This window comes from Sphingomonas sp. P4_G2 (genome assembly GCF_056401155.1).
This window is the reverse complement of record NZ_JBFUJY010000003.1, coordinates 431,908-458,223: the sequence shown is the minus strand read 5'-3', so window position 1 is coordinate 458,223 and position 26,316 is coordinate 431,908. Positions and strand designations below refer to the sequence as shown.

Below are 26,316 nucleotides of genomic sequence, written 5' to 3'. Positions count from 1 at the left end.
CTCACCCGACCGATATAGGGTGTGCGTCGCGATCCACGCTATGGCGCCGGCGGCGCGCCTGCGGGCCGGGCGATCAGCTTCGGCGCCGCTTTGCCCTCGACCGCCAGCCTTGCGCGCTCGCCCTCGGCACGGTCCTGGAGCGACAGCCAGACGGTGTCGGCTTGCGTCCCCATCCGCAGCCCTTCGGCATATTTACCCAGCGGGTTCCGGTAGTTGACCACCAGCCCGGCGAACCCGGTCTTATCGTTGGCGGTGAGCAGCACCGCATCGCCACCGGGCCGGTCGAGCGACAGGATGGCGCGGCCATTGTCCAGGAAACTGAAGCCGCCGCGCTCATTGCCCTTGGCATCATGGATCAGCAGACCATAGGCGCTGGCGATGCGCGGATAGGCCTTGCCGTCGACCAGCACCGGCGGCTGCTCGCCCAGCACTAGGCGATCGGCGCCGTCGGGGCCGAGTACGACGATCGACGCGGTCTGCGCATCCTTGCGCTGGCGACCGTCGGCGGGCGGCGGCGCGCCGATCAGGATGCGCGGCTTGCCCGCGGCATCGACGATACGAATCGCTTGTGCCTCGACCGTGCCGGGCGCGGCGGGCGCGAGCGCCATCAGCAACGCCGCTGCGCCACCGAGTCCGACCGTCCCCATCATCAACCGTTGCCGCCGGACCGTACGTTCGAGCCGATCGAGCCGCTGATCGAGAGCCGTTTGCTGCATCCGTTTCCTCCTTATTTCCGGGCAAGATGGAACAGGAACGCTCGCCGCGCCATATTGGCGTGATGAGCAAGCTCGGCGATTGGATCACGCCCCACCCACAGGGGATTTATGTGGCGCCGGCCGATGTCTGGATCGATCCGTCGGTGCCCAGTCCGCGCGCGCTGGTGACGCACGGTCACGCCGACCATGCGCGCGGCGGGCACGAGGCGGTATGGGCGACGCCGGAAACGCTGGCGATCATGGAGACCCGCTACGGCCCGCAGGCCGGACACGCGGTTACCTATGGCGAACCGCGCGACATGGGCGGGGTCGAGGTCGAGTTCGTCCCCGCCGGCCATGTGCTGGGATCGGCGCAGATCGTATTGAGATATCGCGGCGAGACGATCGTCGTTTCGGGCGATTACAAGCGGCGCCCCGACCCCACCTGCGCGCGGTTCGAGCCCGTAAAGTGCGATGTCTTCGTGACCGAGGCGACGTTCGGGCTGCCCGTCTTCCGCCATCCCGAGACGCATGACGAGATCGACAAATTGCTCGTCGCGTCGCGCGCCAATCCCGATCGCTGCGTGCTGGTCGGCGCCTATGCTTTGGGCAAGGCGCAGCGCGTGATCCGCGAACTGCGCGACATGGGCTATGACGATCCGATCTACATCCATGGCGCGCTGCAGCGATTGTGCGACCTCTATGTCGACCTGGGCGTCGATCTCGGTGAGCTTCGCCCCGCGACCGGAGTCGCCAAGGCCGAGTTGCAGGGCCGGATCGTGCTGTGCCCACCAGGCGCGCTCAACGATCGCTGGTCGCGGCGGCTGCCCGACCCGATCACCGCGATGGCCTCGGGCTGGATGCGCGTCCGCCAGCGCGCGCGGCAGAGATTGGTGGAACTGCCGCTGATCCTGTCCGACCATGCCGACTGGGACGAATTGACCGAAACGCTGATCGAGATCGGGCCCAAGGAAGTGTGGGTGACGCATGGCCGCGAGGACGCGCTGATCCATTGGTGCGAGACGCGGCAAATCAAGGCGCGCGCGCTGGCGCTGGTCGGGTACGAAGACGAGGACGATTGACCGCGCTCCGTATTTTCGAAAAGAGGGTACGGAAAAAGGAGAGCGCGATGCGGGCAGTGGTCAAGCGGGGGCAGCGGCTGGAACTCGACGAGATCGTCGAGCCGACCCCCGACAAGGGGCAGGTGCTGGTGCGGACGCTACGTTGCGGCATTTGCGGGTCCGATCTCCACGCGCTCCAGCATATGGACAAGATGGTCGCCGAGCGCGCCGGCGGCACGCCGCGCCCCTTGCCCGACATGGTGATGGGACATGAGTTCTGCGCCGAAATCCTCGATTACGGTCCCGACACGCCGCATCGGCTCAAGCCCGGGACGCGCGTGGTCTCGGTGCCGGTCACCAATTCTTCCAAAGGCTATCATCCCGTCGGCTATTCGCCCTCGGCGCCGGGCGGGTTCGCCGAACGCATGCTGCTCGACGAGCGGTTGTTGATCGAGGTACCCAATGGCCTTACCGACGATCTCGCCGCGCTGACCGAGCCGTTCGCGGTCGGCGCGCATGCCGTCGCGCGCGCCGCGCTCGAGCCCGGATCGGCCTCGTTGGTGATCGGTTGTGGGCCGGTCGGGCTGGCGATCATCGCCGCGCTCAAGATCGCCGGAAAGGGGCCGGTGATCGCCGCCGATTTCTCGCCGCGCCGCCGCGCCGAGGCCGAACGGATGGGTGCCGACGTCATCGTCGATCCCGCGGTCGAAGGCCCGCACGGCAAATGGGCCGATTATGGCGTCCCCGCGACCGAGGCGGAGGCGCACATCGCCAGAATGGCGGGCAAGCTGCACGCCCGCCCAATCGTGTTCGAATGCGTCGGCGTGCCGGGCATGGTGCAACGGATCATCGAGGATTGCCCGCCCGGCGCGCAGATCGTCGTCGCCGGCGTGTGCATGGAACCCGACAGCTTCCGTCCGTCGATGGCGATCACCAAGCAACTCAACCTGGAATTCGTCTATGGCTACACCCCCGACGAGTTCGCCGCGACGTTGCGCGAGATCGCCGAGGGGACGGTCGACGTCGGCCGGGTCATCACCGGGACGGTTGGGCTGGACGGCGTGCCGCAGGCGTTCACCGACCTCGGCGATCCCGAAAACCACGTGAAGATCATGGTCGATCCGGCCATCGCCTGATAGGAACCCGACTCCGACTTCGAACGCTTTGATGCGCGAAAAGGAGAGGATCATGGCCGAGGCCGACGTCAAAATGCTCGCTCCCGCCAGCGAGCTCGCCGATAAGGCGCATCATCCCTATCCAGGCGAAAGCGCCGATTACGCCGAGGCTCGCAAGAAGCTTCTCGCCGAGGAAGTTGAATTACGACGACACCTGGAACGCGTCGCCGCGCAACGCCGCGCGCTGCCGCCAGGGCCGGTGGTCACGAAGGACTATCGCTTCCAAAGCAAAGACGGCGAGGTCGGACTCGCCGATATGTTCGAAGGGCATGACGCGCTCGTCACCTATTGCTGGATGTTCGGCCCCGAACGCGCGCGGCCATGCCCGATGTGTACCCAATTTCTCGGCGCGCTGGCAGCCAATGCGCTCGACTTGCGCCAGAAGGTCGCGCTGGCGGTGATCGCGCGGTCGCCCGTCGAACGACTGTACGATTTCGCCAAGGAGCGCGGTTGGCGCGGTCTGCCGCTCTATAGCGACACCAGCGAGGCATTCGGCCGCGATCACAACGCCTGGCACGACGATGGCGACTGGCCGTCCTACGATGTGTTCACCAGGGACAAGGACGGCACGATCCGCCATTTCTGGGGATCGGAATTGGGCGGAACCCAGGATCCCGGTCAGGACCCGCGCGGCGCGCCCGAAATGTCTCCGCTATGGAACGTGCTCGACACGATCCCCGCCGGGCGCGGCACCGACTGGTATCCAAGCATCGACTACTGATCCGGCGCCTTTTGCGCGCTGTAGGTCGTGATCTTCTCGCTCGACGCGGCGTGCTCGCGAATCGCGGCCATCAGCTGGGCGATGCCGGATGTGAGGAAGTGTTCCTGCAGCGCGGGCAGGTCGCGCCATTCCTCGAAAAAAACCAGACGGAGCGGGTTTTCGGCATCGATATGAACCGCATGGCTGATGCAGCCGTCCTCGGTCCGCGAGCGGTGGACGTGCGCGAGGCAGGCGTCGCGCAACGGCTCGAACTGCCCGTCCTTCGCGGTGACGCTGCCGGTGACGATGATCATGGCGCCCTCTCCCTAGGTGGGAGGCTAGAGCATTTTCGCGTTCTGGGGAACTAACGAAAGTATTAGAAAACAAGGAAAATAAAAGAAATATGGCGCATCCGGTCCATTTCACGTCATGCCGGGCTCGTCCCGGCATCCACCGGGCCGGAGAGCGAGATGCCTGAGCTCATCATTCCGCGCTGGCGGCATGACGGACCCCGCCACAAGGCCGGGGTGACGGAGGTTGGTCAAGTGGATGCTCGCCAAGGAAGCACCCCACGCCCGGGTGACGCAGGAAAAGGACGGCCCGTCAGGCCGCCACCATCTCCGAATCGTGCGCGAACAGCCATTGCTCGGCATCGACGCGATTTTCGAAGCATTTCGCGGTGCGGCCGTTGAGCGCGCGCATCAGCTGGCTGCGCGCCAGCGTGCGGTCGACGATGAACGCGAGTTTGCGCGACCGATAGGCCGGATCGGCGAGTAGGTTCTGGAAGGCGGCGACCACGTCCTGCGCCTGCACCTTCATCGCCCTGAGGTCGTTGAGCGTGACATGCTGGTTGGGCCCGCAGGTCAGGCGGGCATGTTCCGCGGCGCGCGCGTCGCAAAATGCCTGGATGTCGTCGGGATTGAAGAAGCCGGACATGGTGATGCGAATCAAATCGCGCGAGGGTTCGGCCCGGACCGTGAAATGTGCAGCCATGCCGTTTTGGTTAGAGCGAATGTTTTGCCGAACGGTAAAAAACTACCCGACGCCTTCCAGCGCCTTTTGCCGCCGGCGCTGGACCGAACTGCCGATTCCCATCGCTTCTCGATACTTGGCGACGGTCCGCCGCGCGATGTCGAAACCCTTGGCGTTGAGCATGTCGACCAAGGTGTCGTCGGACAGGATCGCCTTCGGACTCTCCGCCGAGATCAGTGTGCGAATCGCCGACTTGACCGCTTGCGCCGACACCGCGTCGCCGCCATCGGCCGCCTGGATCGCCGAGGTGAAGAAATATTTGAGCTCGTAGAGCCCGCGCGCGCAGCTGAGATATTTGTTCGAGGTCACCCGGCTGACGGTCGATTCGTGCATCTCGATCGCGTCGGCGACCTGCTTCAGGGTCATCGGCTTCAAATGCGCGACGCCATGGAGGAAGAACGCTTCCTGCTGCTTCACGATCTCGCTGGCGACCTTGATGATCGTGCGCTGGCGTTGATCGAGCGCCTTGACCAGCCAGTTGGCGCTGGCAAGCATCTCGCTCAGCCACGCCTTGGCCGTCTTGTCCTGCGGGCCCGAGGACAGCTCGACATAATAGGAACGGTTGACCAGCACCTTGGGCAACGTCGCCGCGTTGATCTCGATCGCCCAGCCCTGCTTGGCGCGCGCGACATAGAGATCGGGGACAACCGCCTGCATCGGCTCGCCGCCGAATCGACATCCGGGCTTGGGGTCGTAATTGCGCAACTCGCGGATCATGTCGGCGAGGTCTTCGTCGTCGACGTCGCAAATCCGCCGCAGCCGCGACATCTCGCCGCGCGCGACGAGGTCGAGATTATCGATCAATCGCGCCATGCACGGATCGTAGCGGTCGGCCTCCTTCGCCTGGAGCGCGAGGCATTCGGCGAGGTCGCGCGCGCCGACCCCGGTTGGGTCGAACGTCTGGATCACCTTGAGCACGTCCTCGACATGCACCAGCGGCACGCCGAGCCGGTTGGCGATGTCGAGCAACGGCGTGGTCAGATATCCCGCTTCGTCGATCAGGTCGATCAGATGCTGGGCAACGAACATGTCGGCGCCCGACAGCACTTCGCCCGCCTGGGTCAGCAAGTGATCGGCAAGCGTCAGGCTGGTGTCGGCAAAGGCGTCAAGATCGGGACCGTCCTCGCTCGCCCCGCCCGACGTGCCGCCGTTCATGCCGAGCGACCCATCCATCCCGGCCTGATCGGACGGCGAATCGTGGTGGAAGCTTTCCGCCGCGAAGTCGACGTCGAGCGAGGCTTCGCCGCCGCTCTCGCCGTTCAACAAGGCATCGGCGCTGGCCGGCTCGTCGCCCATCGCGACCGGCGCCTCGCGTTCGACGATCGGGCCGTCGTCATCGCTGCCCGCGCTCGAACTGTCGAGCAACGGATTGCGCTCGATCTCCTCGGCGATGAAGGTTTCGACTTCAAGGTTCGACAGCGCGAGCAGGCGAATCGCCTGCTGCAACTGCGGCGTCATCACCAGCGATTGCGACTGCCGAAGATCAAGGCGAGGCGCGAGACTCATGGGCTGGTCAGAGCTGGAAGCTCTCTCCCAGATAGAGCCGGCGGACATTCTCGTCGGCGACGAGTTCCTCGGGCGAGCCGGCGAACAGCACGCGTCCATCGTAGATGATGTAGCCGCGATCGACGATGTCGAGCGTCTCGCGGACATTATGGTCGGTGATCAGCACGCCGATGCCGCGCTTCTTCAATTCGACGATCAGGTCGCGAATGTCGGAGATCGACAAGGGATCGATGCCGGCGAACGGCTCGTCGAGCAGCATGATCGAGGGATTGGCGGCGAGCGCCCGCGCGATCTCGGCGCGGCGGCGTTCGCCGCCCGACAGAGCCATGGCGGGCGCATCGCGCAGGCGGGTCAGGCCGAATTCGTCGAGCAACTGGTCGAGCCGGCGTTCGCGCGCCGCTTTGTCCGGCTCCGAGAGCTCGAGCACGGTGAGGATGTTCTTTTCGACCGACAGGCCGCGAAAGATCGAGGTTTCCTGCGGTAGATAGCCCAGGCCGAGGATCGCGCGGCGGTACATCGGCAATCCGGTGATGTCGTCGCCATCGAGCATGATGCGGCCCGAATCGGGCTTCACCAACCCCATCACCGAATAGAAGCAGGTGGTCTTGCCGGCGCCGTTGGGACCCAATAGCCCGATCACTTCGCCTGGGCCCACCGACAGCGACACGTCGGTCAGCACGACGCGCTTGTCGTAGGACTTGGCGATCGACACGACCGACAGGCCGCGCATCACCGGGGCTTCCGCGATCGGCGGTATCTCTTCCAGGGTAACGGTATCGTTCATATCGGCTCCCTGAGTGCCCGCCTCTTGGTTACTGAATGGTTATCGGACAGGCAATTGGCAAGCTTTGTGCATGGCGCGCGCGGTGCCATGCACCGGCGTCTCGCCGCGAGCAAGCGTGTGCGCGGCGGATGCGCCAATAAATCGGGCTATCGGTTGCGCTTGGCCTTGCCGCTAAAGTGCATGGTCGCGCGTCCGTTGAGCCGCACCACGCGATTCTCGAGGTCGGCGTTCATCGTATCGGCGTTGAAATTACCTTGCGGCAAGGTGCCGGAGACGCCGCCCGTCCCCTGCATCGTGCGCTTCCTCAAATCGACCGTCGCCGCCTTGCTCTGGAGGCTATAGCCCCTGGGGCCGGTGAAGGTGATCGGCCCCGACACGTCGACCTGCTGGCTCTTCAGATTGTAATTGCCCTTGGGCGCCTGAAGCGTGCCGGGACCGTCCGACAGCAGGATATCGGCGTTCATCCGGTCGATCTCGACGATCGGCTGGGTGGCGTCGCGTTGCACCGCCGATTGCGCGGTCAAGGTGAAGGGTTGGCCCTTGTCATCCTGGCCGCGATAGGTCGCCGACTGGACGCGCAGGCGTTCCTTGGTGATTTCCACCTTGTTGCGATCGAGCACGAAACTGACGTCGCCACCGGCGGTCAGCGGCAGGAATACCATCAGCGCGGCGACGACGCCGACCGCCGACGGCAGGACGACGCGCAGGATCGCGATCAATGTGTCGTGCCCGCTCCCCGGCGCCGCCCAGCGCTGACGCTCGGACCGCATCTGGAGCGCGACGTCAGACATGCGCGAAGATGTCGATTTCAGGCCAGCCGGCGAGATCGAGCTCGGCGCGCCACGGCAGGAAGTCGAAACAGGCCTGCGCCAGCTCGGCGCGGTTTTCGCGAACCAGGCGGCGATCGAGTTCGTCGCGCAGGCGATGCAGATAGCGCACGTCGGACGCGGCATAATCCTTTTGCGCGTCGCTCAGCTCAGGACCGCCCCAATCGGACGATTGCTGCTGTTTCGAAATGTCCTGGCCGAGCAGCTCGCGGACCAATTCCTTCAGGCCATGGCGGTCGGTATAGGTGCGGACCAGCCGCGACGCGGTCTTGGTGCAATAGACCGGGCCGGCGGTGACGCCGAGATAATGCTTGATCGCGGCGAGATCGAAGCGCGCGAAATGATAGAGCTTGTCGCGTGCCGGATCGGCGAGCAGCGCCTTCAGATTGGGCGCGGCATAATCGCTGCCGGGGCCGAAACGGACGAGATGCTCGTCGGGTCCGCCATCGGACAATTGCACCAGGCACAATCGGTCACGCGGCGTGATCAGCCCCATCGTCTCGGTATCGACGGCGATCGCGGCGCCGGGCGCGAACAGCCCGGCGGGAAGGTCTTCCTCATGGAGATATACGGTCATCGCCTAGCGCCTAGCCCTTCCGAGCCGAACGCTCAATGGCTGGGGAAGATGCGGCGTTCAGTGAGCGGCGCTGTTCCCGCCTCGACGCTCGCGCGCCTTGCGGCTCCAGATGTTGAGGATCTCGACCCCGGCGGAGAAGGCCATGGCGGTATAGACATAGCCCTTGGGGACATGGACGCCGAAGCCGTCGGCGATCAGCACGAGGCCGATCATCAACAGGAAGCCGAGCGCGAGCATGACCACGGTCGGGTTCTTGGCGATGAAGTTGGACAAGGGATCGGCGGCGAGCAGCATGACCCCGACCGCGACCACGACCGCGACGATCATGATCGGCAATTCGTCGGTCATGCCGACGGCGGTCAGGATCGAATCGATCGAGAAGACCAGATCGAGCACCAGGATTTGGGCGATCGCGGACGCGAAGCCGAGCGACTTCTGGCTGTTGGTCTTGTCGAGTGGCGAGTCCGATTCGGCCGGATCGACGCTGTGATGGATTTCGGTCGTCGCCTTGTAGAGCAGGAACAGGCCGCCCGCGATCAGGATGAGATCGCGAATCGAAAAGGCGGTCTCGAAGCTGGGAGTGCCATGCGCGTCGGCAGCACCCGTCAGCCCGAGATCGATCACCGGCGCCGTCATGCCGACGATCCAGCTGATCGTCGTGAGCAGCAGCAGACGCATGATCAGCGCGAGCCCGATCCCGATTCGCCGCGTGCGGGCACGGTCCGCCTCAGGCAATTTGTTCGACAGGATCGCGACGAAGACCAGGTTGTCGATGCCGAGCACGACTTCCATCATGATCAGCGTCAACAGCGCCGCCCAAGCGGCCGGACTGGCGAGAAGTTCGATGATCGACATGGGGCAGGGCTGTGCCGTCTTGGCCACGCTCGCGCAAGTATCGCGACGACAAGGGCAGGAATGCCGACGATTTTGTTCGCGGCGTGGCCGATTTTCGGCTAAGACTCGCACTAAGGCGCTATTGGTTTGCGTCCGAAGGCCTGCGTCTGTCGTCCGACGCGTTGGTTCTTGAATGTGATACGGGGCGAACCGGAAAGACGAACAGGGCATGAGTTTCGATAAAGGTGGCCGTGGCAATCGTGGTGGTCGCGGCCGTGACAAGCGCGACAATTTCGGCGGTGACGAATTTGGCGGCGGTGGTGGTGATTTCGGCGGCGGTGGCTTCGGCGGCGGTAGCAGCTATGGTGGCGGCGGCGGTGGATATCGCGGCGGCGGTGGCGGCTTCGGCGGTGGTGGCGGCTTCGGCGGCGGCGGCGGCGGTTTCCGCGGCGGCGGCGGCGGCGGCGGCGGTGGCGGCGGGTTCCGTGGTGGCGGTGGCGGCGGCGGCGGCATGCCCCCCCAGGTCGTCGGTGAAGGCACCGGCGTCGTAAAGTTCTTCAACGGACAAAAGGGCTTTGGCTTCGTCGTTCGCGATGATGGCGGCGAGGACGTGTTCGTGCACATCAGTGCGGTCGAGCAGGCCGGCCTGACCGGCCTGGCCGAGGGCCAGCCGCTGGGCTTCACCCTCGTCGATCGCGGCGGCCGCATTTCGGCGACCGACCTCAAAATCGAGGGCGAGCCCTTGCCGGTCCAGGATCGCGGCCCGCGCCCCGAGCGTGCGGCAGGCGGCCCGGGTGGCGCTAGCGGCGGCGGTGGCCGCGAGCTGACTGGCGAGAAGGCGACCGGCACGGTCAAGTTCTTCAACGCGATGAAGGGCTTCGGCTTCATTCAGCGCGATGACGGCCAGCCCGATGCGTTCGTCCACATCTCGGCAGTCGAGCGCGCCGGCATGACCAGCTTGAACGAAGGCGATCGGCTCGAATTCGAGCTCGAGGTCGACAATCGTCGCGGCAAATACGCCGCGGTGAACCTGACGTCGATCTAATCGCCCTCCGGTTCTGCTTTTGAAAAGGCCCGGTCCGCCATGCGCGGGCCGGGCTTTTTCGTAACTAAATCCTCCCCGGGACGGGGAGGATTGAACTACCCCCGCAAGATCAGCCCTGCCCCAGCCAGAATCCCCAGCACCGCCACCGCACGCCCGACCGTCACCCGCTCCTTCAGAAACACGACAGCGATGATCAGCGCCGTCACCATCCCCGTCTCGCGCAACGCGGCGAGCGGCGCGGTCGGACCGATCGACAGTGCATAGAGCGCGAGGCCGTAGGTCAGGATCGACAGCGCACCGGCGATCGCGCCCGGCCGCCATTGCTGGCGCATCGATGCGAACAAAGTGCCGCGCGTCAGGATCGCGAACAGGCCGACGATGACCAGCCCCATCGTCACGAACATCCAGGCGATATAGCTGAACGGCGTCGGCGCCGCGCGCACGCCGGCGGCATCGATCACGGTATAGGCGGCGATGGTGAAACCGGTCAGCACTGCCCAGCCGAACCCGGCGCGGCTGAGGTGACGGCCGATCGCGAGCACGAACATCGACACGCCGATCAGCGCGATCCCGGCGACCGCCAGCGTCGAAACATGATCGCCGAGCAGCCCGAGCGTCACGCCCGCGGTGACCAGCGGTGCGGTACCGCGCAGCACGGGATAGGCCGAAGAGAAATCGCTGACCTGATACGCCCGGATCAGCGCGTAGAGATAGAGCGCATGGACCAGCGCCGTCGCCGCGAGCCACACCCAGGCGCCCTGCGGCAACGGCACGAGCAGCAAGGCAGGGAGCAGGATGATCGCCGCCGACCCGTCGGTCATCGCGCGCGACGCCATCTTGTCCTTGCCGCCCTTGACGATGGCATTGACCACCGCGTGGACAGATCCCGAAGCGATCATCAGCAGCGGCGCGAGCATGGCGGTCATCCTCGCCCTAATTGCGTGCGCCGCTGCCGACGTCTAGTCATGGGGCGTGCGCCCACCTACCGATCCCGCCGCCGCGCGCGCCCGCCTGACCGAGGCGTTGGTGCGTACCGGGCAGGAGGATCGCGCGGCGCTGCAGGACGTGTACCGGCTGACATCGGCGAAGCTTTTCGGAATTTGCCTGCGTATCTGTGGAGAGCGGAGCGCTGCCGAAGATGTATTGCACGAGGTCTATCTCACGATCTGGAAGCGCGCCGGCGCGTACGAGCCCGGCCGCGCGAGTCCGATTTCGTGGCTGGCGACGATCGCGCGCAACAAGGCGATCGACTGGGTGCGGGCAAGAGGCGCCCGGCCCTCGCATCCGGTCGAGGAGGCCGCGTTGGTAGCCGATCCGTCCCCCGATCAGCGCGAGATCGCCGAGCGCGACCAGGAGTCGCAACGGCTACACGATTGCCTCGACGCGCTCGACGAGCGCGCGCGCGACGCGATCCGCACGGCCTTTTTCGACGGCGTGACCTATGCCGAATTGGCCGAGCGCAAGAACGTGCCATTGGGCACGATGAAGAGCATCATGCGGCGCGGCCTGCTCCAGCTGAGGGGATGTGTCGATGACGCCTGACGCTCCCGATCCCGATATGACCGCCGCCGAACTCGCGCTCGGCCTGCTCGATGGCGAGGAGCGCGCCGCGGCGCTGCGTCGCGTGCTGGCCGATCCCCATTTCGCGCGCGAGGTCGAGCAATGGCGCCAGCGGCTGGCCGGCCTGTTCGACGATTATCCCGAGGTGGCGGCCCCCGACTCGGTTGCCGCACGGCTGGCCGCGCCCGAGCCGCTGCCCCAGGCACGGGCGACACCCGGCTTCCGTTGGCCGATAGCAGCGCTGGTCGGCGCGGTCGCAGCGATGTTTGCGCTGTTCGTCGTGCTGCAACCGACGTCGCAAGTGGCCGGCCCGCCGCACCACATGATGGTCGCCTCGTTGATGATGAGCGATAAATCGAGCGCGGTGCCGGCGATGGTCGACATGACCACCGGCGAGATGCGGATCGGCGAGGCCGGGATGGCGCCCCAGGGCAAGACCGCGCAGCTCTGGATGATCGGCGGCGACGGCGTGCCCAAGCCGATGGGAATGCTGGCCTCGACCGGCCCGTCGCGCATGATGCTGCCGATGGAGAAGCGTCGCGGCCTGAAAGCCGGGATCATGCTGGCGGTGTCGATCGAACCACTGGGCGGGTCGCCGACTGGCCTGCCGACCGGACCGGTGGTGGCGAGCGGCAAGCTCTCGATCGCCTAGCTGCATCCAAGGGTGATCCCCAGCCGTACCTCTCGATGCACGCGCCAGAAGGCGTGCTTCAGGAGAGAGCGACATGAAGGCATTCCGGAAATTCGCGCTCGCGACCGCATTGGTCGCCGGCGCCACCGCGGGCGTCGCCGCGATGAAGAACCCGATGGTCGGCGGCGCGCCGATGTATTCGACCAAGACGATCGTCCAGAACGCGGTCAATTCGAAGGACCACACCACGCTGGTCGCCGCGGTCAAGGCCGCGGGGCTGGTCGACACCTTGTCGGGCAAGGGCCCGTTCACCGTCTTCGCCCCAACCAATGCCGCGTTCGCCAAGCTGCCCGCAGGCACCGTCGACACTCTGCTCAAGCCCGAGAATAAGGGCCAGCTGGCGTCCGTCCTGACCTATCACGTCGTGCCGGGCCGCATCACCGCGGCCGACATCGCGGCCAAGGCCAAGAAGAATGGCGGCGTCGCCAGCTATGCGACGGCCCAGGGCGGCATGCTCAAGTTCAAGAAGATGGGCGCCGGTTGGGCCGTGATGGACGACAAGGGCGACATGGGAATGATCACCATCGCCAATGTGATGCAATCGAACGGCGTGATCCACGTCATCGACACCGTCATGCTGCCCTAATTCCTGCCGGGGCAGCGAGGGACCGGCGTCATTCCCCCGGCGCCGGTCTCTCACGTCACCAGCTTCCTGATCCCCGCGATCGTGTCCGCCTCCGCGGCCGGCTTGTCGGTGCGGATGCGGTGGATGCGGGGGAAGCGCATCGCGACGCCGGATTTGTGCCGTTTCGACTCGTGGATCGAATCGAACGCGACTTCGAGCACCAGGGTCTTCTCGACCTCGCGCACCGGGCCGAAACGGTTGACGGTGTGGTTGCGCACGAAGCTGTCGAGCCATTTCAGCTCGTCGTCGGTGATCCCCGAATAGGCTTTGCCGACGGGCAGCAACTCGCCCTCCTCGGTCCAGCAGCCGAACGTATAATCGCTGTAGAAGGACGAGCGCCGGCCATTGCCGCGCTGCGCGTACATCATCACGCAATCGGCGGTCAGCGGGTCGCGTTTCCATTTGTACCACAAGCCGGTGCGGCGGCCGGCGACGTAGTCGGAATCGCGCCGCTTGAGCATCACGCCCTCGATCGCGGCATCGCGCGCGCCGGCGCGGATTTCCTCGAGCGCGGCGAAATCCTTCGCTTCGATCAGGACGCTGATGTCGAACCGGCCGGAATCGAGCCGGCCGGCGAAGCTCTCGAGCCGCGCGCGCCGGTCAGTCCAGGCGAGCGCGCGCAGATCCTCGCTGCCATCGAACAATATGTCGTAGAGGCGGACGAAGGCTGGATAATCGTCGAGCATCTTCGCCGACACGATCTTGCGCCCCAGCCGCTGTTGCAGCGCATTGAAGCTGGCGGCGCCCGCGCCTTCCTCGAGCGCGCTGCCCTGCGCTTCGCCCTTCACCATCAATTCGCCGTCGAGCACGCCCGGCGAGCGGAACGCCGCGGCGATGTCGGGAAAGCTGCCCGTGATATCGTCGCCCGCGCGGCTATAGAGCCGAGTCTCGCCGCCGACATGGACGAGCTGGACGCGGATGCCATCCCATTTCCATTCGGCGGCATAATCGGCGAGATCGACCGTTCCGTCCTCGAGCGGATGCGCGAGCATGAAGGGGCGGAACACAGGAATATCCGCGGCGGTCGGCTGCGGGCCGCGGCCTTCGACCCAGTCGAACAATTCGGCATAAGGCGGGCGGATCGCATGCCAGACTTCCTCGACCCCTTCGACCGCGACGCCGAAGGCCTGGGCCAGCGCGGTCTTGGCGAGCCGCGCGGAGACGCCGATCCTGAGCGCACCGGTCGCCATCTTGAGCAAGGCGAACCGCTCCTCGGCGTCCATCCGGTCGAGCATCGCGGCGAGTGCGGCCGGCGCGTCCGAGCGTGACAGTGAATTGAGCGTGTCGACGACCTGCCCGACCGACAGCGGCTCGCCTTTGCCGTCATCGGCACCGGGCCACAGCAAGGCGATCGTCTCCGCGGTATCGCCGACATAATCGCGGCTCATGCGGAACAGCACCGGGTCGACGCGCTCCTCGATCAGCGCGCGGATCACCGCCGGCTTGACCGCGGGGAGGTCGAGATCGCCGGTCAGCGCGGCGATCGCCCAACCGCGGTCGGGATCGGGCGTCGCCTTGAGATAATCGCCGATCAGCTTGAGCTTGGCGTTGCGCGACCGCGTGTAGATCAGCGAATCGAGGAGCTGCGCGAAAGCGTGCATGTCGCGACCAACATGGCGCTCGCGTAACGGTTCCACCAGAGGCGTTGGCGAAGGCGAGCATGATCGTGCATGTCCAAAATTCCTCCCCGGCACGGGGAGGAATTTCCAGACCATTGCTCGCCGCCCGCGCACCCCTTACGCCCTCGACCATGCGCAAGCTGCTGAAGGTTCTGCTGATCCTGCTGCTGATCGTGGCGGGATTCTATCTCTATGCGCGCGCCGAGGCGCGGTTCGACCCCATGGTGCGCACCGCCACGATCAAGCTGCCGCGCTGGCCCAAGGGGGTAAAGTCGGTTCGCGCCGTCCTGATCAGCGACGTGCATATCGGCAGTCACGCGATGGACGAAGCGCGCCTCAGCCGCATCGTCGACCAGATCGACGCGCTCAATCCCGATATCGTGCTGATGGCGGGCGACTTCATCTATGGCCACGATCCACATGGCGGGAGGAAGCTCGGGCCCGGGTTAGTGGCGCCGTTCAAGAAACTGCATCCGCCGCTCGGCGTCGTCGCGGTGCTCGGCAATCACGATCATTGGACCGGAGCCGACGACGTCACCAGCGCGTTGGCCCAGGCGCGGATCACCGTTCTCGTCAACGACGTCACAGCGCGCGGGCCAATTGCGATTGGAGGGATCGACGATGATTTTTCCCACCATGCCAATATCGCCGCGACGATGGCCAAGCTGCGCCCGTTCGAGGGAGCACGCATCATCCTGACGCATTCTCCCGACATCGCGCCGCGATTGCCGGGGGACGTGCATCTGCTGCTCGCGGGACACACGCATTGCGGACAAGGCGTGCTGCCCTTTTACGGCCCGGTTGCAAGCGTATCCCGTCTCGGGGACCGGTATCGCTGCGGGCTGGTGCTCGATCCGGGGCGTGCCGTGATCGTGACCGGAGGATTAGGCACGAGCGGCCCGCCGCTCCGGTTCGGCGCGCCGCCCGATCTGTGGTTGATCACGATCGAGGGCTGACGCTTATCCGTCCGCTAACTCGCGCAAGAACAGGCATCAGCCTCCATATCACGCCTTCCGCCCAGCCTCGAACAGGAACCAGGCGCGGCGTTCGGCCTGGTCCGTCCAGTCGTCGATCATCGCGCTGGTGGCATTGTCCCTGGCGTTGTCGGCGATGTCCTTGGCCTCGCGCAGGCTCTCGACCAGCTTGAGGTTATCGTCGCGCAATTCCTTGAGCATGTCGTCGGGCGCGACGAAATCCTTGTCGTTGTCCTTGAGCGTCTGGTGCCGGGCGATGTCGCCGATCGAGCGCAGGGTGACGTTGCCGGTCTTGCGGACGCGCTCGGCGATATCGTCGGTCGAGGCGAAGATTTCCGCCGCCTGTTCGTCGAGCATCAGATGATAGTCGCGAAAATGCGGGCCCGAGACATGCCAGTGGAAGTTCTTGGTCTTGAGGTAGAGCGCGAACGAATCGGCCAGGATCGTGTTGAGCGCGTCCTTCACGCTTTTCGCGGCGTTGGACGACAGATCGGTCGGCGTCTTGAGATCGGCGTTGGGCATGGTGTCTCCGTTGAACGAAAGAGTCGTTGCGACAACGGATCAATATAGGATTGGCTCCGCCCCTTGCCGCACGAAAATGCCGGGCAGAGTGATCGACGCGCTAGATCAGCCGCAGCGCCGAGAATGCCAACCAGAACCCCGCGACTGCGAGCAATCCGCCCAGGATTATGCCGATCGCGCGGTGCGGCAAGGTGCGCCAGATCAGGTCGCCGCCGATTGCCGCGAACCCGAGCACAACCGCACTGCCGATGAACCCGCCGATCCCGGCAAGCGCGGCGGTGCCGCTCATCGCCAGCGCGAGCGTGACGAATTCGCTGCGCCCGCTCCACCCGCCGACGATCAGCCGTGCGGCGACGGTCCAGAACGGATGGCGCCCCTCGCCCGGCTCGATCGGCTTGCCCGGCCAAATCCCCCCGCTCGCCGCGGCGAGCAGGGCGAAGGCGACGAACAGCCGCTTCGGATTGGGCGTGAGATGCGGCGCCAGGAAGAAGCCCGCCACCGCGGCAATTGCGTGCGTGATCAGGATCGCGACCAGCGCACCGGCCAGCACCGCGCCGGCCTTGCGAGAGCGATCGGCGACACGCGCGACATAGGCCGCGGTTGGATCGGTCGCGCGAATCAGCAAGGCGGCAACCAGCGCCGCCATCAATGAATCCATTAGCCGCCCAGTCGCATCGCGCCGGCGGCGAGGAAGACGTGGCCGGTCTGCGCGTCGGTCTGGCCGCAGCCGACCGCTTCGGTCAGCATCGCGATCCAGCCGCGCACGATCATCCCGCTTTCGCCGCGTCCCAGTGCCGATTCGAGCGCGTGCGCCACCGCCACAACGGGCAGCACGCCCGCCGCTTCGGCCACGCAACGGATTGAATCGACTTCGACGACGAGGTCGCGCGGACGCACATGCTGTGCCATCAGGTCGAGCCGCGCGATCCGCGCGGCGAGATCGTCATTACGAGCAGAAACCCCCATTTCCCTAACTCCCGCTTCGCTGGCTCGAGAGTGCTACCGATATGGTAAAGGGGGTGTTAAAGCCCCTTCCGCTTGACAATCCCCCTCGGCTGGGCCAATGGCCCGCCCCTGACAAGCGGCGGCGCGTCCGCCGCTTTTGTATTTCAACCAGCAGGAATTTGGGTCATGGCCAAGCCGACCACCGTCAAGATCAAGCTCGTCAGCTCGGCCGACACCGGCTTCTTCTACGTCACGAAGAAGAATCCGCGCACCCAGACCGAGAAGCTGTCGTTCCGCAAATACGATCCCGTCGTGCGCAAGCATGTCGAGTTCAAGGAAGCGAAGATCAAGTAACTCGCGCTAGCGCGAGTTACGCAGTTCCCGCGTCAGCGGGGACCCAGGCCGCAGGGGAAACCCTCGCGGCCTTTTTGCTTTTCCCGCTCCGCCAGCCCCGACTCGTCACCCCAGCGAAAGAGCGTCGGGTTGAGCATGCCCCGCATGCTCAAGGATCGTCCGGGGGGACGATCCGACCCGACGCTGGTCTCACGCGGATCGCGCCATCGCGAGAGATCCCAGCTTTCGCTGGGATGACGGATTTGGTGTCGATGACGGACTCGCGTCAAAGCAGCGCGTTCACTTCCTCGACGAATCGCGCGACCGAGATCGGTTTGGACACATAGGCGTCGGCACCGGCGGCGCGGATGCGGTCCTCGTCTTCGCGTCCGGCATAAGCGGTGACCGCCATGATCGGGATCTTGCCCAGATTCTCGTCAGCCTTGATCTGCAGGATGAGGTCATAGCCGCTGACATAGGGCAGCTGGATGTCCATCACGATGAGGTTGGGAACGAAGGCGCGCGCGCGGTCGACCGCCTCGCGCCCGTCGCGCACGGGTTCGGTCTCGAATTCGTGCGCGCGCAGCAAATCGCAGAACAGCTTCAGATTGAGTTCGTTGTCCTCGACAACCAGCACGCGCTTTGCCAACGGGGTCTCCTTGGACCACGACATAGCAATGAACCCCACCGACACCAACGACGCCCCGACCCTGGCATTGCACGCGCTGGCCTGGACGCTGGCCGATCCGGCGCGCGCGCGGCGGTTGCTCGACCTGACCGGACTCGACGCCGATGACCTGCGTGCGTCGGCGGCAAATCGCGGTACCCAGGCGGCAGTGCTGGGATTCCTCGAAGCGCACGAGCCTGACCTGGTCGCCTGCGCGGCCGAGCTCGGCATCAAACCCGAGGCGCTGGTCGCCGCCCGCCGGAGCCTGGAAGCATGACGCGCCCGCTGCTGATCTGCGATTGCGACGAAGTGCTGCTGCACATGGTGCGCCATTTCGGCACCTGGTTGCGCGAGCGCCACGACATCGCCTTCGCGCATGAAACGGGCAGTTTCATCGCCATGACCCATGCCGATGGTAGCCCAGTCGACCATCAGCGAATCTGGGCGATGCTCGACGAATTCTTTCCCGCCGAAATGGAGCGCCAGACCCTGGTCCCCGGCGCCGCCGAAGCGCTGGCGGCGCTGTCCGAGCGCGCCGACATCGTTATCCTGACCAATCTGGGCGACCATTGCCGCGACCATCGCATCGAGCAGCTGGCGCGGCACGGCATCCGCCACCGGGTCGAGACCAATCAGGGCGGCAAGGGTGGACCGGTCGCACGGCTGGTCGCGGAACATGGCAATCCGGTCACGGTTTTCGTCGATGATCTGGCGACGCACCACGAATCGGTTGCCAAGCACGCGCCCACAGTCCACCGGCTGCACCTAGTCGCCGAGCCCGCAATGGCACCGCAAGTGCCGCCCGCGGCGCACGCGCACGCACGAATCGACGACTGGGGGGCAGCGCGCGACTGGATCGCCCAGCGCTTCGCCGCCGACCAGCCGGCCATAACAGAAGGGATTTCCGCATGACCGACCGTATCGACCGCAAGCTGGAGGAAATGGGCCTGAGCCTGCCGTCGCCGGCCGCCCCGGTTGCCTCATACGTGCCGACGGTCGACGCCAACGGTTTGCTGCACATTTCGGGGCAGTTGCCGTTCAAGGACGGCAAGGTCGTCACCGGCCGATTGGGTGACGGGGTCGACAAGGTCGCGGGCCAGGAAGCCGCCGAACTGTGCGGGCTGATGCTGGTCGCGCAGATCAAGGCGGCGTTGGGCGGCGACCTCAGCCGCGTCGAGCGCATCGTCAAGCTGGGCGTGTTCGTCAATTCGGCGCCCGATTTCACCGATCAGCCCGAAGTCGCCAATGGCGCATCGAACCTGATGGAAGCTCTGTTCGGTGAAGCCGGCAAGCACGCCCGCAGCGCGGTCGGCGTCGCGGCGCTGCCGCGCGGCGCGGCGGTCGAGGTCGACGCCGTCGTCAAGCTGGCCGACTGAACCAACTAAACGTCATGCCGGGCTTGTCCCGGCATCCACCCGTCCGCATATTCCCAAGCATGCAGGATGAACGGCGGCGTGAATCCCGGCGCAATGTCGGGGTGACGGGGAAATGCGGCGCGTGAGCCGCCAGCCCGTCACCGCGCGCATCTCGGAAGGCGTGTCGCAAGTGGCGGCCGCCGACTGGGACGCCTGCGCCGGCACCGGCAATCCGTTCGTGCGCCACGATTTCCTCTCGATCCTCGAAGAATCGGGCAGCGTCGGGCGCGGTACCGGTTGGCAAGCGCTACCGGTAATCGTCGACGGCGCCGACGGTCGGCCCGCCGCGATCGCGCCGGCCTATGCCAAGAGCCACAGCCAGGGCGAATATGTCTTCGACCATGGCTGGGCCGATGCCTGGGAGCGCGCCGGCGGTGATTATTATCCCAAGCTTCAAGTGGCGGCGCCGTTCACCCCGGTGCCAGGCCCGCGATTGCTGCTACGCGACGAGACGATGGCTCCCGCGCTGATCGGCGCGATCGAGGCGCTGACCGATCAGAACGGGCTGAGCTCGGCGCATGCGACCTTCATCGCGCCCGACCAGTTGCCAATGTTCGAGGCGGCGGGCTGGCTGATCCGCGAGGGCACCCAATTCCATTGGCAGAATGACGGCTATGCGACATTCGACGATTTCCTGACAGCGCTCGCCAGCCGCAAGCGCAAGGCGATCCGCCAGGAGCGCGCCAAGGCGGTCGAGGGCCTGACCATCCGCCACGTCACCGGCGCCGAGCTGACCGAGGCGCATTGGGACGCGTTCTGGGCATTCTATCAGGACACCGGCAGCCGCAAATGGGGGCATCCCTATCTGACGCGGCCATTCTTCTCGTTGCTCGGCGAGCGGATGGCGGATGAGGTTCTGCTGATCCTGGCCGAACGCAACGGCCGCCCGATCGCCGGCGCGCTCAACCTGATCGGCGGCGATACGCTATACGGCCGCTATTGGGGATGCGTCGAGGACGTCCCCTTCCTCCATTTCGAACTCTGTTATTACCAGGCGATCGACGCCGCGATCGCGCGCGGGCTGTCGACGGTCGAGGCAGGGGCGCAGGGCGAGCACAAATTGGCGCGCGGCTATGTTCCGGTGCCGACCTGGTCGGCGCATTACATTCCCGACCGCAACTTCCGTCGTGCGATCGCCGATTTCCTGGCGCGCGAACGCGCCGGCGTCGAGAGCGACCAGCAATATCTGGCCCAGCTCACGCCATTCAGAAGAGGGGAACCTTGCTCTTAGGCGGGAGCGGGAAGTCGCTCCTCTTGGCCTGCGGCGCCACCTCGACATGGTTGACCTTGAACACCACGCTGTCGCCGCTGCGCCAGATCGGGGTCAGGTCCTGGACGTATTTGGCGTGATAGGGCGGCGGCGTGATCAGCCACACATAATCGAATGCCGGGCGCGGGAAGAGCGCGAGGCTGCGGTCGATCGGTCGCCACCATTCGCGCGCGCATTGCCGTTCGGTGACGATTTCCGAGGGGTCGTGCGAGAAGTGCCCGGCAGCGACATATTTGGTCGTGAGCAATTGCGCGCCCGGCATCGACCATTGGTCGTTGGTATAGGCAGCGTTGCGTTCGAGCGCGAGCGCGGGGAGATGCTCGAGCCGGCTCATCAGCCATTCGTTGTTGCACGTCTTGCCGACGAAGCTGACCAGGCGCGCGCCGACCGGGATGTGATCGAGCGCCTTGAGCTCACGGTCGTAATTCTGGTCGAAGATGTAAAAGCTGACCGTCGTCGCGGTGGTACGGACCAGCACGAAGGCAAGGCCCAGCGCCGCGACCGTCGTCATCGTGCGTGGCGACACCATTTTTTTGGGCCGGATCGCGATCACCGCGATCGCCACCATGAACGGCGCCAGCCGCATATCGGCATAAGCCGAACCGAACACGATGCGCGGCAACAGCACGAAGACCGCGACCAGGAACAAGGTCGAGAGGCCGACGGCGCGCGAATATTCGAAATTGGGGTCGCGCACCGCCTTGTAGATGACGAGCCCGATCACCGCCACCGAGGCAATGTCGAACGCCATCCAGCGATCGCGCAGCATCATCGTCAGCCAGCTGATCTTGGCCTGCCAATTGAACCAGTCGCCGGTCTCCCCGGTCACATGCTGGCCATTGCGCCAGGCGATCATCAGCAGCATCGGCAAGCAGAGCGGCAGGCAGTGCAGTCCGGCACGCACGAATCCCATCGCCCAGCGCTTGGCGCCTTCGCGCGTGATCGGCCCGATCCGCGCCCCGACCTCGTTTTTTATGCGGTCATGCTCGCGCACCATTTCCGCCGAGAAGGCAAGCACGCCGAGCACGCCCCAGCCGAAGGTGTGACAGACCCACAGGATGCATGACAGCGGCACGAAGAGGATCGCGCGCAACCAGAACTTCTTGAGCCGCGCGAGGCGCAGCCACAGCGCAAACATCGGCAGCGCCCAGGCCATGGACAGCATGAAGTTCACGAAGCCGAATTGCAGCGGGTAGCAATAAGCGAGCGGCAACGCGAACAAGGCAGTGGGCGGGATGCGCCCATGGACTTCGCGCGCGATCCACAACAAGCCGATCACGATCAGCGGCGGGATCGACAATACGATCAGCTTGACCGACAGTTCGAGCCCGAAGATCGGGTGCATGATCTCGACCAGCAGATCGACGCCGAGATTGCCGATCAGCGACCATTGAAAATTGTACCAGTCGAGCAGCCAGGGATAATTCTGGAGATCGACCTGGACACGATACCGGCCCATATGCCCGGGCAGGTCGACGAGCGGCGGGATGTCAGGCCATAACAGCGGCACCATCGACAACAATGCCATCACCACCACGAAGGTGCGCGTCTGCCACCATTGAAGTTTGCCGCTGCCGTCCATCTTCGCGGCTTTAGGCATGGGCGGGGCCACGCCGCAAGATCAACGCACGCGCCAAACCTTTGCGGGCGAGCCGGGGAGCGGCATCGGCGTCAGCCAGGCAGGTATCCGGCCGGCGTCGAGACGTGCCAGGAACCCCGAGGGCGATTCGCTTTCATAGATCATGATCTCGGGCAGGCCGGGGCAGAACGCGACATAGTCGATTCGCCGCTTGAGGATGATAGCATGCGCCTGATCCTCGGTGCCGACAAACGCCGCGATCACGTCATGCATGGCGGTTGCGCCACGATGATGCCCACTCGCGACGGCGTCGTGCGGTGTGAGCAGCAGGATCGCCGGCGAAATATCGAGCGGCGCGAGCACGTTGCCGCGTGGCAAAGCGTGGAGCGCCCGCATGTCGCTGGCGTCGAGGCACCCCATCGCCCGGTGCACCGTTGCGACCCGCGGATCGGGCGCCAACGCGGCCAACGACGTGTCGAAAACCGCGCCCGGCGCCGCCGCGGCAAAGATACCGAACGTCGCTGCGAGCCGCTTGGGCAGGCTGTCGATCGCCCGCGCCCGTAGGAGCAGCGGATGAAGCAGGCGTACCACCCCCGCGATCGCCAGCAGGTTGGCGACGCCGCCCGACCGCTGGACGAAGATCGCCGCCGCCGTCGCCGCCCCCAACAGGAACAACAAGGTGATCCAACGTACACGCTCTTCGCCCGTGCTCGTCCTCACCGCCAGCATGGCCCCGGCCAGCCCGAGCAGCGGAAGGGCAATCGTGTTGACGATCGCGAACGGCGTCTGGTCCCATAACGGCAGGCCTTCGGCCACGTTCATGTACCAATAATGGTGGACCAGCGGATCGAGCTGGCCGAACGGACCCGCCGCGCATTGCGGCGCGAGCAAGGGAAGTGGGACGAGGGCTGCCACGCCGACGCCCGCCAGTCCGGCCAGACGACCGGCGACCGTCCGGATCGGCAGCGCGGTCAGGGCGATTGTGCCCACCGTCGCGACCATGAGCATCGCGAGATAGACTGGCGACACCGCGTCGCACGGCGACACCAGCCAGGCGCTCGCCGGATGCGATGCCAGGAAGATGGAGACGGCGCCGAGACTGGTGGCCGCTACCGTCGCCGTCAGCAGCGGGCGATTGGCCGGCGTCACCGCCCATTTCAGCGAGACCAGCGCCAGGATCGCCGCGATCATCGGCAAGCCTTCGAGCGAGATCGACAGCCACACGGCGATCGCCGCTCCGGCCAGCAATCCCGCCTTGCGGGTCGGGGCGCCGACCAGCGCATAGGCCGCGAGAAGCGCGGTCGCCATTTGCCAGCCGTGATGGTCGATCCGCATCGGCCGCAGCTGGTGGAGGACTTCCACGCCGAGGGGGGTAATACACACCGCCATCAGCGCCGCACCGTCATTGGCGAGCAGCCGCCGGGCGAGCGCCGCGACCAACGCCATCACCACGCCGAGCGTCAGCAGCGGCACGACCACCAAGGCGACATGTTCGGCGGCAAGTTGGCCGAGCAGCGGCCGCAGCGTCACGATCACCGCCGCGATCGGCAAGTCGACCACGCGCGACCAGTGCATCGGCACGCCGGCGGGATCATTGAGACGATGCTGGGTCAGATCGAACCAGCTCTGCCCTGCCAGCCAGTCGCGGACCTGCAACAGCCGCATCTGGTCGTCGGGATCGGGAAAGCGCCAGGCGACGATGGCGCTCCAGGTGATGACGATGAGCAGGGCCGACGTGATCGCCCAGATCGCCGCGACCGACAGCCAAAAGCGCCGCCGAGTCATGCGAATACGATCTTCGCCCGCAATAGATACGTGGCCTGGAAGCTCGCCGCGACCGCGATCAGCTTGGCCAGCCGGGCGTCGAGCCCGAATTGAACCGCCAGGCTGACGATCGCGACGGTGATCAGCAGGCCGGCAAAGGCCGAGAGCAGGAACAGCGCCTGTTGCCGGGCGCGGTCGATGCCGACGTCGCGCAACTCACCGGCGAACACCAGCCGACTCGATATCAGCCAGTGCATCAGGATGCCGGCGCTGTAGCTGAGCGCCGACAACAGCGCGATCGGCATGCCGCTGGCCTGGAGCACCAGGAACAGCGAGACATCGACGCCAAGCGCGACGACGCTGGCGGCGAGATAGCGCAAATAGGTTGCTCGCCACAGCAAGGCCATGACGCGATTCATCATGCCGCCGCCCCCAGGCGGGCAGGCACGAGGCGTTCGGACGCCAGTGCGGCGCGTTCACCCTCATTGCCGCTCTCGTGATATTCGGCGTCCTCGTTGACCGCCCAGATATCGTAGATGCGCTCGCCCGCCTGGATGTTGCGGACAGTGAGCATCGCGGTCATCATCGCGTGATCCTGATTGTTATAGCGATGCATGCCGTTGCGTCCGACCATATGGAGCGTCGGATAGCGCGCTTCGAGCTCGCCGCGCATCTCCTCGACATTGGTCCGGTAAGCGTCGTCATAGACCGGATAGGCCTTTTCCTGCCGCACGACGCGCCCGCCGACCACGGTGGCCGGATCCGCCAGCCCGAGCGTCGCGAGCTCCTTCGTCGCCAAAGCGACGAGGTCATCGTCCGAAGCCGACCACAGACCATCGCCTTCGAAGCAGAAATATTCGAGGCCGACACAGGCGAGCGCTTCGTCGGGCACCATTTCGGGCGACCAGCTGCGGAAATTCTGGACGCGGCCGACCTTCACGCGGGGGTCATGGATATAGATCCAATTGTCCGGGAACAGATCGTCCGACCGGATCATCAGCGCCACCGTCAGGAAGTCGCGGTAATTGAGGTCGAGGGCATTGGGCAGGGTCACGGGCAACGGGTGGATCCGTCCTGCCAGTTCGCGCATCGGCGCGGACGAGATGACATGGCCGGCATTGATCGTCAGCATCTCGTCGCCACGCCGCGCCGCGACGCGCCAGCGCCCGGTCGCCTGATCCTGGCTGATCTGATGCAGCGCGGTGCCCATCAGCACACGATTGCCCCCGGCCAGCACCTTGTCGCGCGCGGCATCCCACATCATGCCCGGCCCCTGGCGCGGATAGCGGAAGGTTTCGAGCAATGTCTTGACGGCCATGCCGTCGTTGCGCCGCTTGTTGAGCCCGAGCGACCGCTTGAGTCCGTCGATCACCGCGCCGCCCAAGCTCAATCCCTTGATGCGCTGCGCGGCCCAGTCCGCCGACATTTCGTCGCACGGCATTCCCCAGACCTTTTCGGTGTAGGTCTTGAAGAAGATCGAATAGAGTTTGTGGCCGAACTGGTTGACCACCCATTGCTCGAACGAGCGCGGGTTCTTGGTCGGAAACGCCTTGGCCTTGGCATAGCTCAGCATGCACATTGCCGAGCGCCAGATGCCGAGATTCATCAGCGCCTCGAACCCGCGCAACGGATAGCTGTAGAATTTGCCCTCATAATAGATGCGGCTCATCCGCGGGCGTTCGATGAAGTCATCGGGCAGGATCTCGTTCCAGAGATCGACTACCTCTTTCGATTTCGAGAAGAAGCGATGGCCGCCGATATCGAACCGGAAGCCGTCATGCTCGACCGTGCGGCTGATCCCACCGACATAGACCGGATCCTTCTCGATCACCGTAACCGAATAGCCGAGCTTGGTGAGCTGGTACGCGGCAGTCAGGCCCGCCGGGCCGGCGCCGATGATCGCGACATCGACTGCCTGATCGTCCCGCATGTCTACTTTCCCCCCGAACCGCGATGGTCGAGAGGAGCCTTGGCGGCAAAATGGTTAACGCTCCCCTAAAACGCGCTTGGGGTTGCGCGGAATCGGACCATTCCTGCTCGGCTGCACGAGCAGGCACCAATAGTCGTCATCCCAGCGCAAGCTGGGATCTCAAGCGAGGGCGCGATGCCGCACGAG

The 26,316-nt window shown here is 65.5% G+C and carries 31 protein-coding genes; 13 read left to right on the top strand and 18 right to left on the bottom strand.

The features are described 5' to 3' along the window. Positions 1 to 38: 38 nt before the first annotated feature. Positions 39 to 716: a hypothetical protein gene (locus tag AC1DRD_RS11875; RefSeq protein WP_478031102.1), complete on the bottom strand. Its 678-nt coding sequence runs from the start codon at positions 714 to 716 to the stop codon at positions 39 to 41. Between the two features lie 62 nt (positions 717 to 778). Between AC1DRD_RS11875 and AC1DRD_RS11870 the strand changes: the two genes are divergently transcribed. Genes AC1DRD_RS11870 through AC1DRD_RS11860 form a run of 3 tightly spaced genes read left to right on the top strand, consistent with a single transcriptional unit; the run spans position 779 to position 3,652 of the window. Then, positions 779 to 1,777: a ligase-associated DNA damage response exonuclease gene (locus AC1DRD_RS11870; protein WP_478041554.1), complete on the top strand. Its 999-nt coding sequence runs from the start codon at positions 779 to 781 to the stop codon at positions 1,775 to 1,777. A 47-nt stretch (positions 1,778 to 1,824) separates the two neighbouring features. Then, a complete protein-coding gene (locus AC1DRD_RS11865) occupies positions 1,825 to 2,892 on the top strand; it encodes a zinc-binding dehydrogenase (protein ID WP_478041513.1) in 1,068 nt (355 codons plus the stop codon). A 52-nt stretch (positions 2,893 to 2,944) separates the two neighbouring features. Continuing rightward, on the top strand, positions 2,945 to 3,652 hold the full coding sequence (locus tag AC1DRD_RS11860) for a DUF899 family protein (protein WP_478041512.1): 708 nt from the start codon (positions 2,945 to 2,947) through the stop codon (positions 3,650 to 3,652). Here AC1DRD_RS11860 and AC1DRD_RS11855 read toward each other — a convergent pair. The 7 genes from AC1DRD_RS11855 to AC1DRD_RS11825 form a co-directional block, all read right to left on the bottom strand. Further along, complete coding sequence (locus AC1DRD_RS11855; protein WP_478041511.1) at positions 3,646 to 3,945, bottom strand: putative quinol monooxygenase; 300 nt, start codon at positions 3,943 to 3,945, stop codon at positions 3,646 to 3,648. The two genes, AC1DRD_RS11860 and AC1DRD_RS11855, sit on opposite strands and share 7 nt — an antisense overlap. 289 nt (positions 3,946 to 4,234) lie before the next feature. Next, positions 4,235 to 4,624: a hypothetical protein gene (locus AC1DRD_RS11850; RefSeq protein WP_478031110.1), complete on the bottom strand. Its 390-nt coding sequence runs from the start codon at positions 4,622 to 4,624 to the stop codon at positions 4,235 to 4,237. Positions 4,625 to 4,666: 42 nt separating this feature from the next. Further along, positions 4,667 to 6,169 (bottom strand): RNA polymerase factor sigma-54, encoded by a 1,503-nt coding sequence (gene rpoN / locus AC1DRD_RS11845; RefSeq protein WP_478041510.1) that lies wholly within the window; start codon positions 6,167 to 6,169, stop codon positions 4,667 to 4,669. 7 nt (positions 6,170 to 6,176) lie between these two features. Next, positions 6,177 to 6,953, bottom strand: a complete 777-nt coding sequence (lptB, locus tag AC1DRD_RS11840; RefSeq protein WP_478041509.1) for an LPS export ABC transporter ATP-binding protein — start codon at positions 6,951 to 6,953, stop codon at positions 6,177 to 6,179. A gap of 146 nt (positions 6,954 to 7,099) precedes the next feature. Then, positions 7,100 to 7,744, bottom strand: a complete 645-nt coding sequence (lptC, locus tag AC1DRD_RS11835) for an LPS export ABC transporter periplasmic protein LptC (RefSeq protein ID WP_478041508.1) — start codon at positions 7,742 to 7,744, stop codon at positions 7,100 to 7,102. Beyond that, positions 7,737 to 8,357, bottom strand: a complete 621-nt coding sequence (locus AC1DRD_RS11830; RefSeq protein WP_478041507.1) for a ribonuclease D — start codon at positions 8,355 to 8,357, stop codon at positions 7,737 to 7,739. Before AC1DRD_RS11830 ends, lptC begins: the two co-directional genes overlap by 8 nt. A 57-nt stretch (positions 8,358 to 8,414) precedes the next feature. After that, on the bottom strand, positions 8,415 to 9,212 hold the full coding sequence (locus tag AC1DRD_RS11825) for a TerC family protein (protein WP_478031116.1): 798 nt from the start codon (positions 9,210 to 9,212) through the stop codon (positions 8,415 to 8,417). 208 nt (positions 9,213 to 9,420) lie between these two features. Between AC1DRD_RS11825 and AC1DRD_RS11820 the strand changes: the two genes are divergently transcribed. After that, positions 9,421 to 10,236, top strand: coding sequence for a cold-shock protein (locus tag AC1DRD_RS11820; protein ID WP_478041506.1), 816 nt, complete (start codon positions 9,421 to 9,423; stop codon positions 10,234 to 10,236). A 95-nt stretch (positions 10,237 to 10,331) separates the two neighbouring features. Here the strand turns inward: AC1DRD_RS11820 and AC1DRD_RS11815 are convergent, their stop codons facing one another. Then, positions 10,332 to 11,162, bottom strand: a complete 831-nt coding sequence (locus tag AC1DRD_RS11815; protein WP_478031118.1) for an EamA family transporter — start codon at positions 11,160 to 11,162, stop codon at positions 10,332 to 10,334. A gap of 46 nt (positions 11,163 to 11,208) precedes the next feature. Between AC1DRD_RS11815 and AC1DRD_RS11810 the strand changes: the two genes are divergently transcribed. The 3 genes from AC1DRD_RS11810 (at position 11,209) to AC1DRD_RS11800 (ending at position 13,073) form a co-directional block, all read left to right on the top strand. Next, the gene (locus AC1DRD_RS11810; protein WP_478031120.1) at positions 11,209 to 11,778 is read left to right on the top strand and encodes a sigma-70 family RNA polymerase sigma factor; all 570 of its coding nucleotides are present in this window, start codon (positions 11,209 to 11,211) and stop codon (positions 11,776 to 11,778) included. Further along, positions 11,768 to 12,448 carry an anti-sigma factor gene (locus tag AC1DRD_RS11805; protein ID WP_478031121.1) on the top strand — a complete coding sequence of 227 codons (681 nt, stop codon included), beginning with the start codon at positions 11,768 to 11,770 and terminating at the stop codon, positions 12,446 to 12,448. Before AC1DRD_RS11810 ends, AC1DRD_RS11805 begins: the two co-directional genes overlap by 11 nt. A gap of 73 nt (positions 12,449 to 12,521) precedes the next feature. Then, complete coding sequence (locus AC1DRD_RS11800) at positions 12,522 to 13,073, top strand: fasciclin domain-containing protein (protein ID WP_478041505.1); 552 nt, start codon at positions 12,522 to 12,524, stop codon at positions 13,071 to 13,073. Between the two features lie 50 nt (positions 13,074 to 13,123). Here AC1DRD_RS11800 and AC1DRD_RS11795 read toward each other — a convergent pair whose 3' ends face one another. Further along, on the bottom strand, positions 13,124 to 14,713 hold the full coding sequence (locus tag AC1DRD_RS11795) for a cisplatin damage response ATP-dependent DNA ligase (protein ID WP_478041504.1): 1,590 nt from the start codon (positions 14,711 to 14,713) through the stop codon (positions 13,124 to 13,126). 149 nt (positions 14,714 to 14,862) lie between these two features. On the opposite strand from AC1DRD_RS11795, the gene AC1DRD_RS11790 reads away from it, so the two are divergent. Further along, positions 14,863 to 15,687, top strand: a complete 825-nt coding sequence (locus AC1DRD_RS11790; RefSeq protein WP_478041503.1) for a metallophosphoesterase — start codon at positions 14,863 to 14,865, stop codon at positions 15,685 to 15,687. A gap of 48 nt (positions 15,688 to 15,735) precedes the next feature. Here AC1DRD_RS11790 and AC1DRD_RS11785 read toward each other — a convergent pair whose 3' ends face one another. From AC1DRD_RS11785 to AC1DRD_RS11775, 3 genes are all read right to left on the bottom strand, one after another. Then, positions 15,736 to 16,227 (bottom strand): Dps family protein, encoded by a 492-nt coding sequence (locus AC1DRD_RS11785; RefSeq protein ID WP_478031129.1) that lies wholly within the window; start codon positions 16,225 to 16,227, stop codon positions 15,736 to 15,738. Between the two features lie 100 nt (positions 16,228 to 16,327). Next, positions 16,328 to 16,873: a TMEM165/GDT1 family protein gene (locus tag AC1DRD_RS11780; protein ID WP_478041502.1), complete on the bottom strand. Its 546-nt coding sequence runs from the start codon at positions 16,871 to 16,873 to the stop codon at positions 16,328 to 16,330. An 11-nt stretch (positions 16,874 to 16,884) separates the two neighbouring features. Beyond that, positions 16,885 to 17,193, bottom strand: a complete 309-nt coding sequence (locus AC1DRD_RS11775) for a hypothetical protein (protein WP_478031131.1) — start codon at positions 17,191 to 17,193, stop codon at positions 16,885 to 16,887. Positions 17,194 to 17,358: 165 nt separating this feature from the next. Here AC1DRD_RS11775 and rpmG point away from each other — a divergent pair, with 165 nt between their 5' ends. After that, positions 17,359 to 17,526 carry a 50S ribosomal protein L33 gene (gene rpmG / locus AC1DRD_RS11770; protein WP_066808222.1) on the top strand — a complete coding sequence of 56 codons (168 nt, stop codon included), beginning with the start codon at positions 17,359 to 17,361 and terminating at the stop codon, positions 17,524 to 17,526. A 265-nt stretch (positions 17,527 to 17,791) separates the two neighbouring features. On the opposite strand, the gene AC1DRD_RS11765 is transcribed toward rpmG, so the two are convergent. After that, entirely contained in the window at positions 17,792 to 18,154 is a 363-nt protein-coding gene (locus AC1DRD_RS11765) for a response regulator (RefSeq protein WP_478031132.1), read from the bottom strand. Positions 18,155 to 18,182: 28 nt separating this feature from the next. Between AC1DRD_RS11765 and AC1DRD_RS11760 the strand changes: the two genes are divergently transcribed. The 4 genes from AC1DRD_RS11760 to AC1DRD_RS11745 all read left to right on the top strand — a co-directional run bounded on the left by AC1DRD_RS11760 (position 18,183) and on the right by AC1DRD_RS11745 (position 20,818). After that, on the top strand, positions 18,183 to 18,449 hold the full coding sequence (locus AC1DRD_RS11760; RefSeq protein WP_478031134.1) for a DUF3572 domain-containing protein: 267 nt from the start codon (positions 18,183 to 18,185) through the stop codon (positions 18,447 to 18,449). Then, positions 18,446 to 19,084 carry an HAD family hydrolase gene (locus AC1DRD_RS11755; RefSeq protein WP_478041501.1) on the top strand — a complete coding sequence of 213 codons (639 nt, stop codon included), beginning with the start codon at positions 18,446 to 18,448 and terminating at the stop codon, positions 19,082 to 19,084. Before AC1DRD_RS11760 ends, AC1DRD_RS11755 begins: the two co-directional genes overlap by 4 nt. Continuing rightward, on the top strand, positions 19,081 to 19,548 hold the full coding sequence (locus tag AC1DRD_RS11750) for a RidA family protein (RefSeq protein WP_066821255.1): 468 nt from the start codon (positions 19,081 to 19,083) through the stop codon (positions 19,546 to 19,548). Before AC1DRD_RS11755 ends, AC1DRD_RS11750 begins: the two co-directional genes overlap by 4 nt. 121 nt (positions 19,549 to 19,669) lie before the next feature. Continuing rightward, positions 19,670 to 20,818 carry a GNAT family N-acetyltransferase gene (locus tag AC1DRD_RS11745; RefSeq protein ID WP_478041500.1) on the top strand — a complete coding sequence of 383 codons (1,149 nt, stop codon included), beginning with the start codon at positions 19,670 to 19,672 and terminating at the stop codon, positions 20,816 to 20,818. Here AC1DRD_RS11745 and AC1DRD_RS11740 read toward each other — a convergent pair. The 4 genes from AC1DRD_RS11740 to AC1DRD_RS11725 are packed head-to-tail and all read right to left on the bottom strand — an operon-like array spanning position 20,793 to position 26,130. Further along, positions 20,793 to 22,439: a hypothetical protein gene (locus tag AC1DRD_RS11740; protein WP_478031375.1), complete on the bottom strand. Its 1,647-nt coding sequence runs from the start codon at positions 22,437 to 22,439 to the stop codon at positions 20,793 to 20,795. The genes AC1DRD_RS11745 and AC1DRD_RS11740 overlap by 26 nt on opposite strands. 39 nt (positions 22,440 to 22,478) lie before the next feature. Beyond that, positions 22,479 to 24,221: a hypothetical protein gene (locus AC1DRD_RS11735; RefSeq protein ID WP_478041499.1), complete on the bottom strand. Its 1,743-nt coding sequence runs from the start codon at positions 24,219 to 24,221 to the stop codon at positions 22,479 to 22,481. Then, complete coding sequence (locus AC1DRD_RS11730) at positions 24,218 to 24,622, bottom strand: GtrA family protein (RefSeq protein ID WP_478031140.1); 405 nt, start codon at positions 24,620 to 24,622, stop codon at positions 24,218 to 24,220. Before AC1DRD_RS11730 ends, AC1DRD_RS11735 begins: the two co-directional genes overlap by 4 nt. Beyond that, positions 24,619 to 26,130, bottom strand: a complete 1,512-nt coding sequence (locus tag AC1DRD_RS11725; RefSeq protein ID WP_478041498.1) for an NAD(P)/FAD-dependent oxidoreductase — start codon at positions 26,128 to 26,130, stop codon at positions 24,619 to 24,621. The genes AC1DRD_RS11730 and AC1DRD_RS11725 overlap by 4 nt, the downstream gene beginning before the upstream one ends. Between the last annotated feature and the right edge of the window lie 186 nt (positions 26,131 to 26,316).

Coding starts and splice junctions, on each gene's coding strand:
- AC1DRD_RS11875 (WP_478031102.1), bottom strand. CDS start 716: ATGCAGCAAACGGCTCTCGATCAGCGGCTCGATCGGCTCGAACGTACG.
- AC1DRD_RS11870 (WP_478041554.1), top strand. CDS start 779: ATGAGCAAGCTCGGCGATTGGATCACGCCCCACCCACAGGGGATTTAT.
- AC1DRD_RS11865 (WP_478041513.1), top strand. CDS start 1,825: ATGCGGGCAGTGGTCAAGCGGGGGCAGCGGCTGGAACTCGACGAGATC.
- AC1DRD_RS11860 (WP_478041512.1), top strand. CDS start 2,945: ATGGCCGAGGCCGACGTCAAAATGCTCGCTCCCGCCAGCGAGCTCGCC.
- AC1DRD_RS11855 (WP_478041511.1), bottom strand. CDS start 3,945: ATGATCATCGTCACCGGCAGCGTCACCGCGAAGGACGGGCAGTTCGAG.
- AC1DRD_RS11850 (WP_478031110.1), bottom strand. CDS start 4,624: ATGGCTGCACATTTCACGGTCCGGGCCGAACCCTCGCGCGATTTGATT.
- rpoN (WP_478041510.1), bottom strand. CDS start 6,169: ATGAGTCTCGCGCCTCGCCTTGATCTTCGGCAGTCGCAATCGCTGGTG.
- lptB (WP_478041509.1), bottom strand. CDS start 6,953: ATGAACGATACCGTTACCCTGGAAGAGATACCGCCGATCGCGGAAGCC.
- lptC (WP_478041508.1), bottom strand. CDS start 7,744: ATGTCTGACGTCGCGCTCCAGATGCGGTCCGAGCGTCAGCGCTGGGCG.
- AC1DRD_RS11830 (WP_478041507.1), bottom strand. CDS start 8,357: ATGACCGTATATCTCCATGAGGAAGACCTTCCCGCCGGGCTGTTCGCG.
- AC1DRD_RS11825 (WP_478031116.1), bottom strand. CDS start 9,212: ATGTCGATCATCGAACTTCTCGCCAGTCCGGCCGCTTGGGCGGCGCTG.
- AC1DRD_RS11820 (WP_478041506.1), top strand. CDS start 9,421: ATGAGTTTCGATAAAGGTGGCCGTGGCAATCGTGGTGGTCGCGGCCGT.
- AC1DRD_RS11815 (WP_478031118.1), bottom strand. CDS start 11,162: ATGACCGCCATGCTCGCGCCGCTGCTGATGATCGCTTCGGGATCTGTC.
- AC1DRD_RS11805 (WP_478031121.1), top strand. CDS start 11,768: ATGACGCCTGACGCTCCCGATCCCGATATGACCGCCGCCGAACTCGCG.
- AC1DRD_RS11800 (WP_478041505.1), top strand. CDS start 12,522: ATGAAGGCATTCCGGAAATTCGCGCTCGCGACCGCATTGGTCGCCGGC.
- AC1DRD_RS11795 (WP_478041504.1), bottom strand. CDS start 14,713: ATGCACGCTTTCGCGCAGCTCCTCGATTCGCTGATCTACACGCGGTCG.
- AC1DRD_RS11790 (WP_478041503.1), top strand. CDS start 14,863: ATGCGCAAGCTGCTGAAGGTTCTGCTGATCCTGCTGCTGATCGTGGCG.
- AC1DRD_RS11785 (WP_478031129.1), bottom strand. CDS start 16,227: ATGCCCAACGCCGATCTCAAGACGCCGACCGATCTGTCGTCCAACGCC.
- AC1DRD_RS11780 (WP_478041502.1), bottom strand. CDS start 16,873: ATGGCGGCGCTGGTTGCCGCCTTGCTGATTCGCGCGACCGATCCAACC.
- AC1DRD_RS11775 (WP_478031131.1), bottom strand. CDS start 17,193: ATGGGGGTTTCTGCTCGTAATGACGATCTCGCCGCGCGGATCGCGCGG.
- rpmG (WP_066808222.1), top strand. CDS start 17,359: ATGGCCAAGCCGACCACCGTCAAGATCAAGCTCGTCAGCTCGGCCGAC.
- AC1DRD_RS11760 (WP_478031134.1), top strand. CDS start 18,183: ATGAACCCCACCGACACCAACGACGCCCCGACCCTGGCATTGCACGCG.
- AC1DRD_RS11755 (WP_478041501.1), top strand. CDS start 18,446: ATGACGCGCCCGCTGCTGATCTGCGATTGCGACGAAGTGCTGCTGCAC.
- AC1DRD_RS11750 (WP_066821255.1), top strand. CDS start 19,081: ATGACCGACCGTATCGACCGCAAGCTGGAGGAAATGGGCCTGAGCCTG.
- AC1DRD_RS11740 (WP_478031375.1), bottom strand. CDS start 22,439: ATGGACGGCAGCGGCAAACTTCAATGGTGGCAGACGCGCACCTTCGTG.
- AC1DRD_RS11735 (WP_478041499.1), bottom strand. CDS start 24,221: ATGACTCGGCGGCGCTTTTGGCTGTCGGTCGCGGCGATCTGGGCGATC.
- AC1DRD_RS11730 (WP_478031140.1), bottom strand. CDS start 24,622: ATGATGAATCGCGTCATGGCCTTGCTGTGGCGAGCAACCTATTTGCGC.
- AC1DRD_RS11725 (WP_478041498.1), bottom strand. CDS start 26,130: ATGCGGGACGATCAGGCAGTCGATGTCGCGATCATCGGCGCCGGCCCG.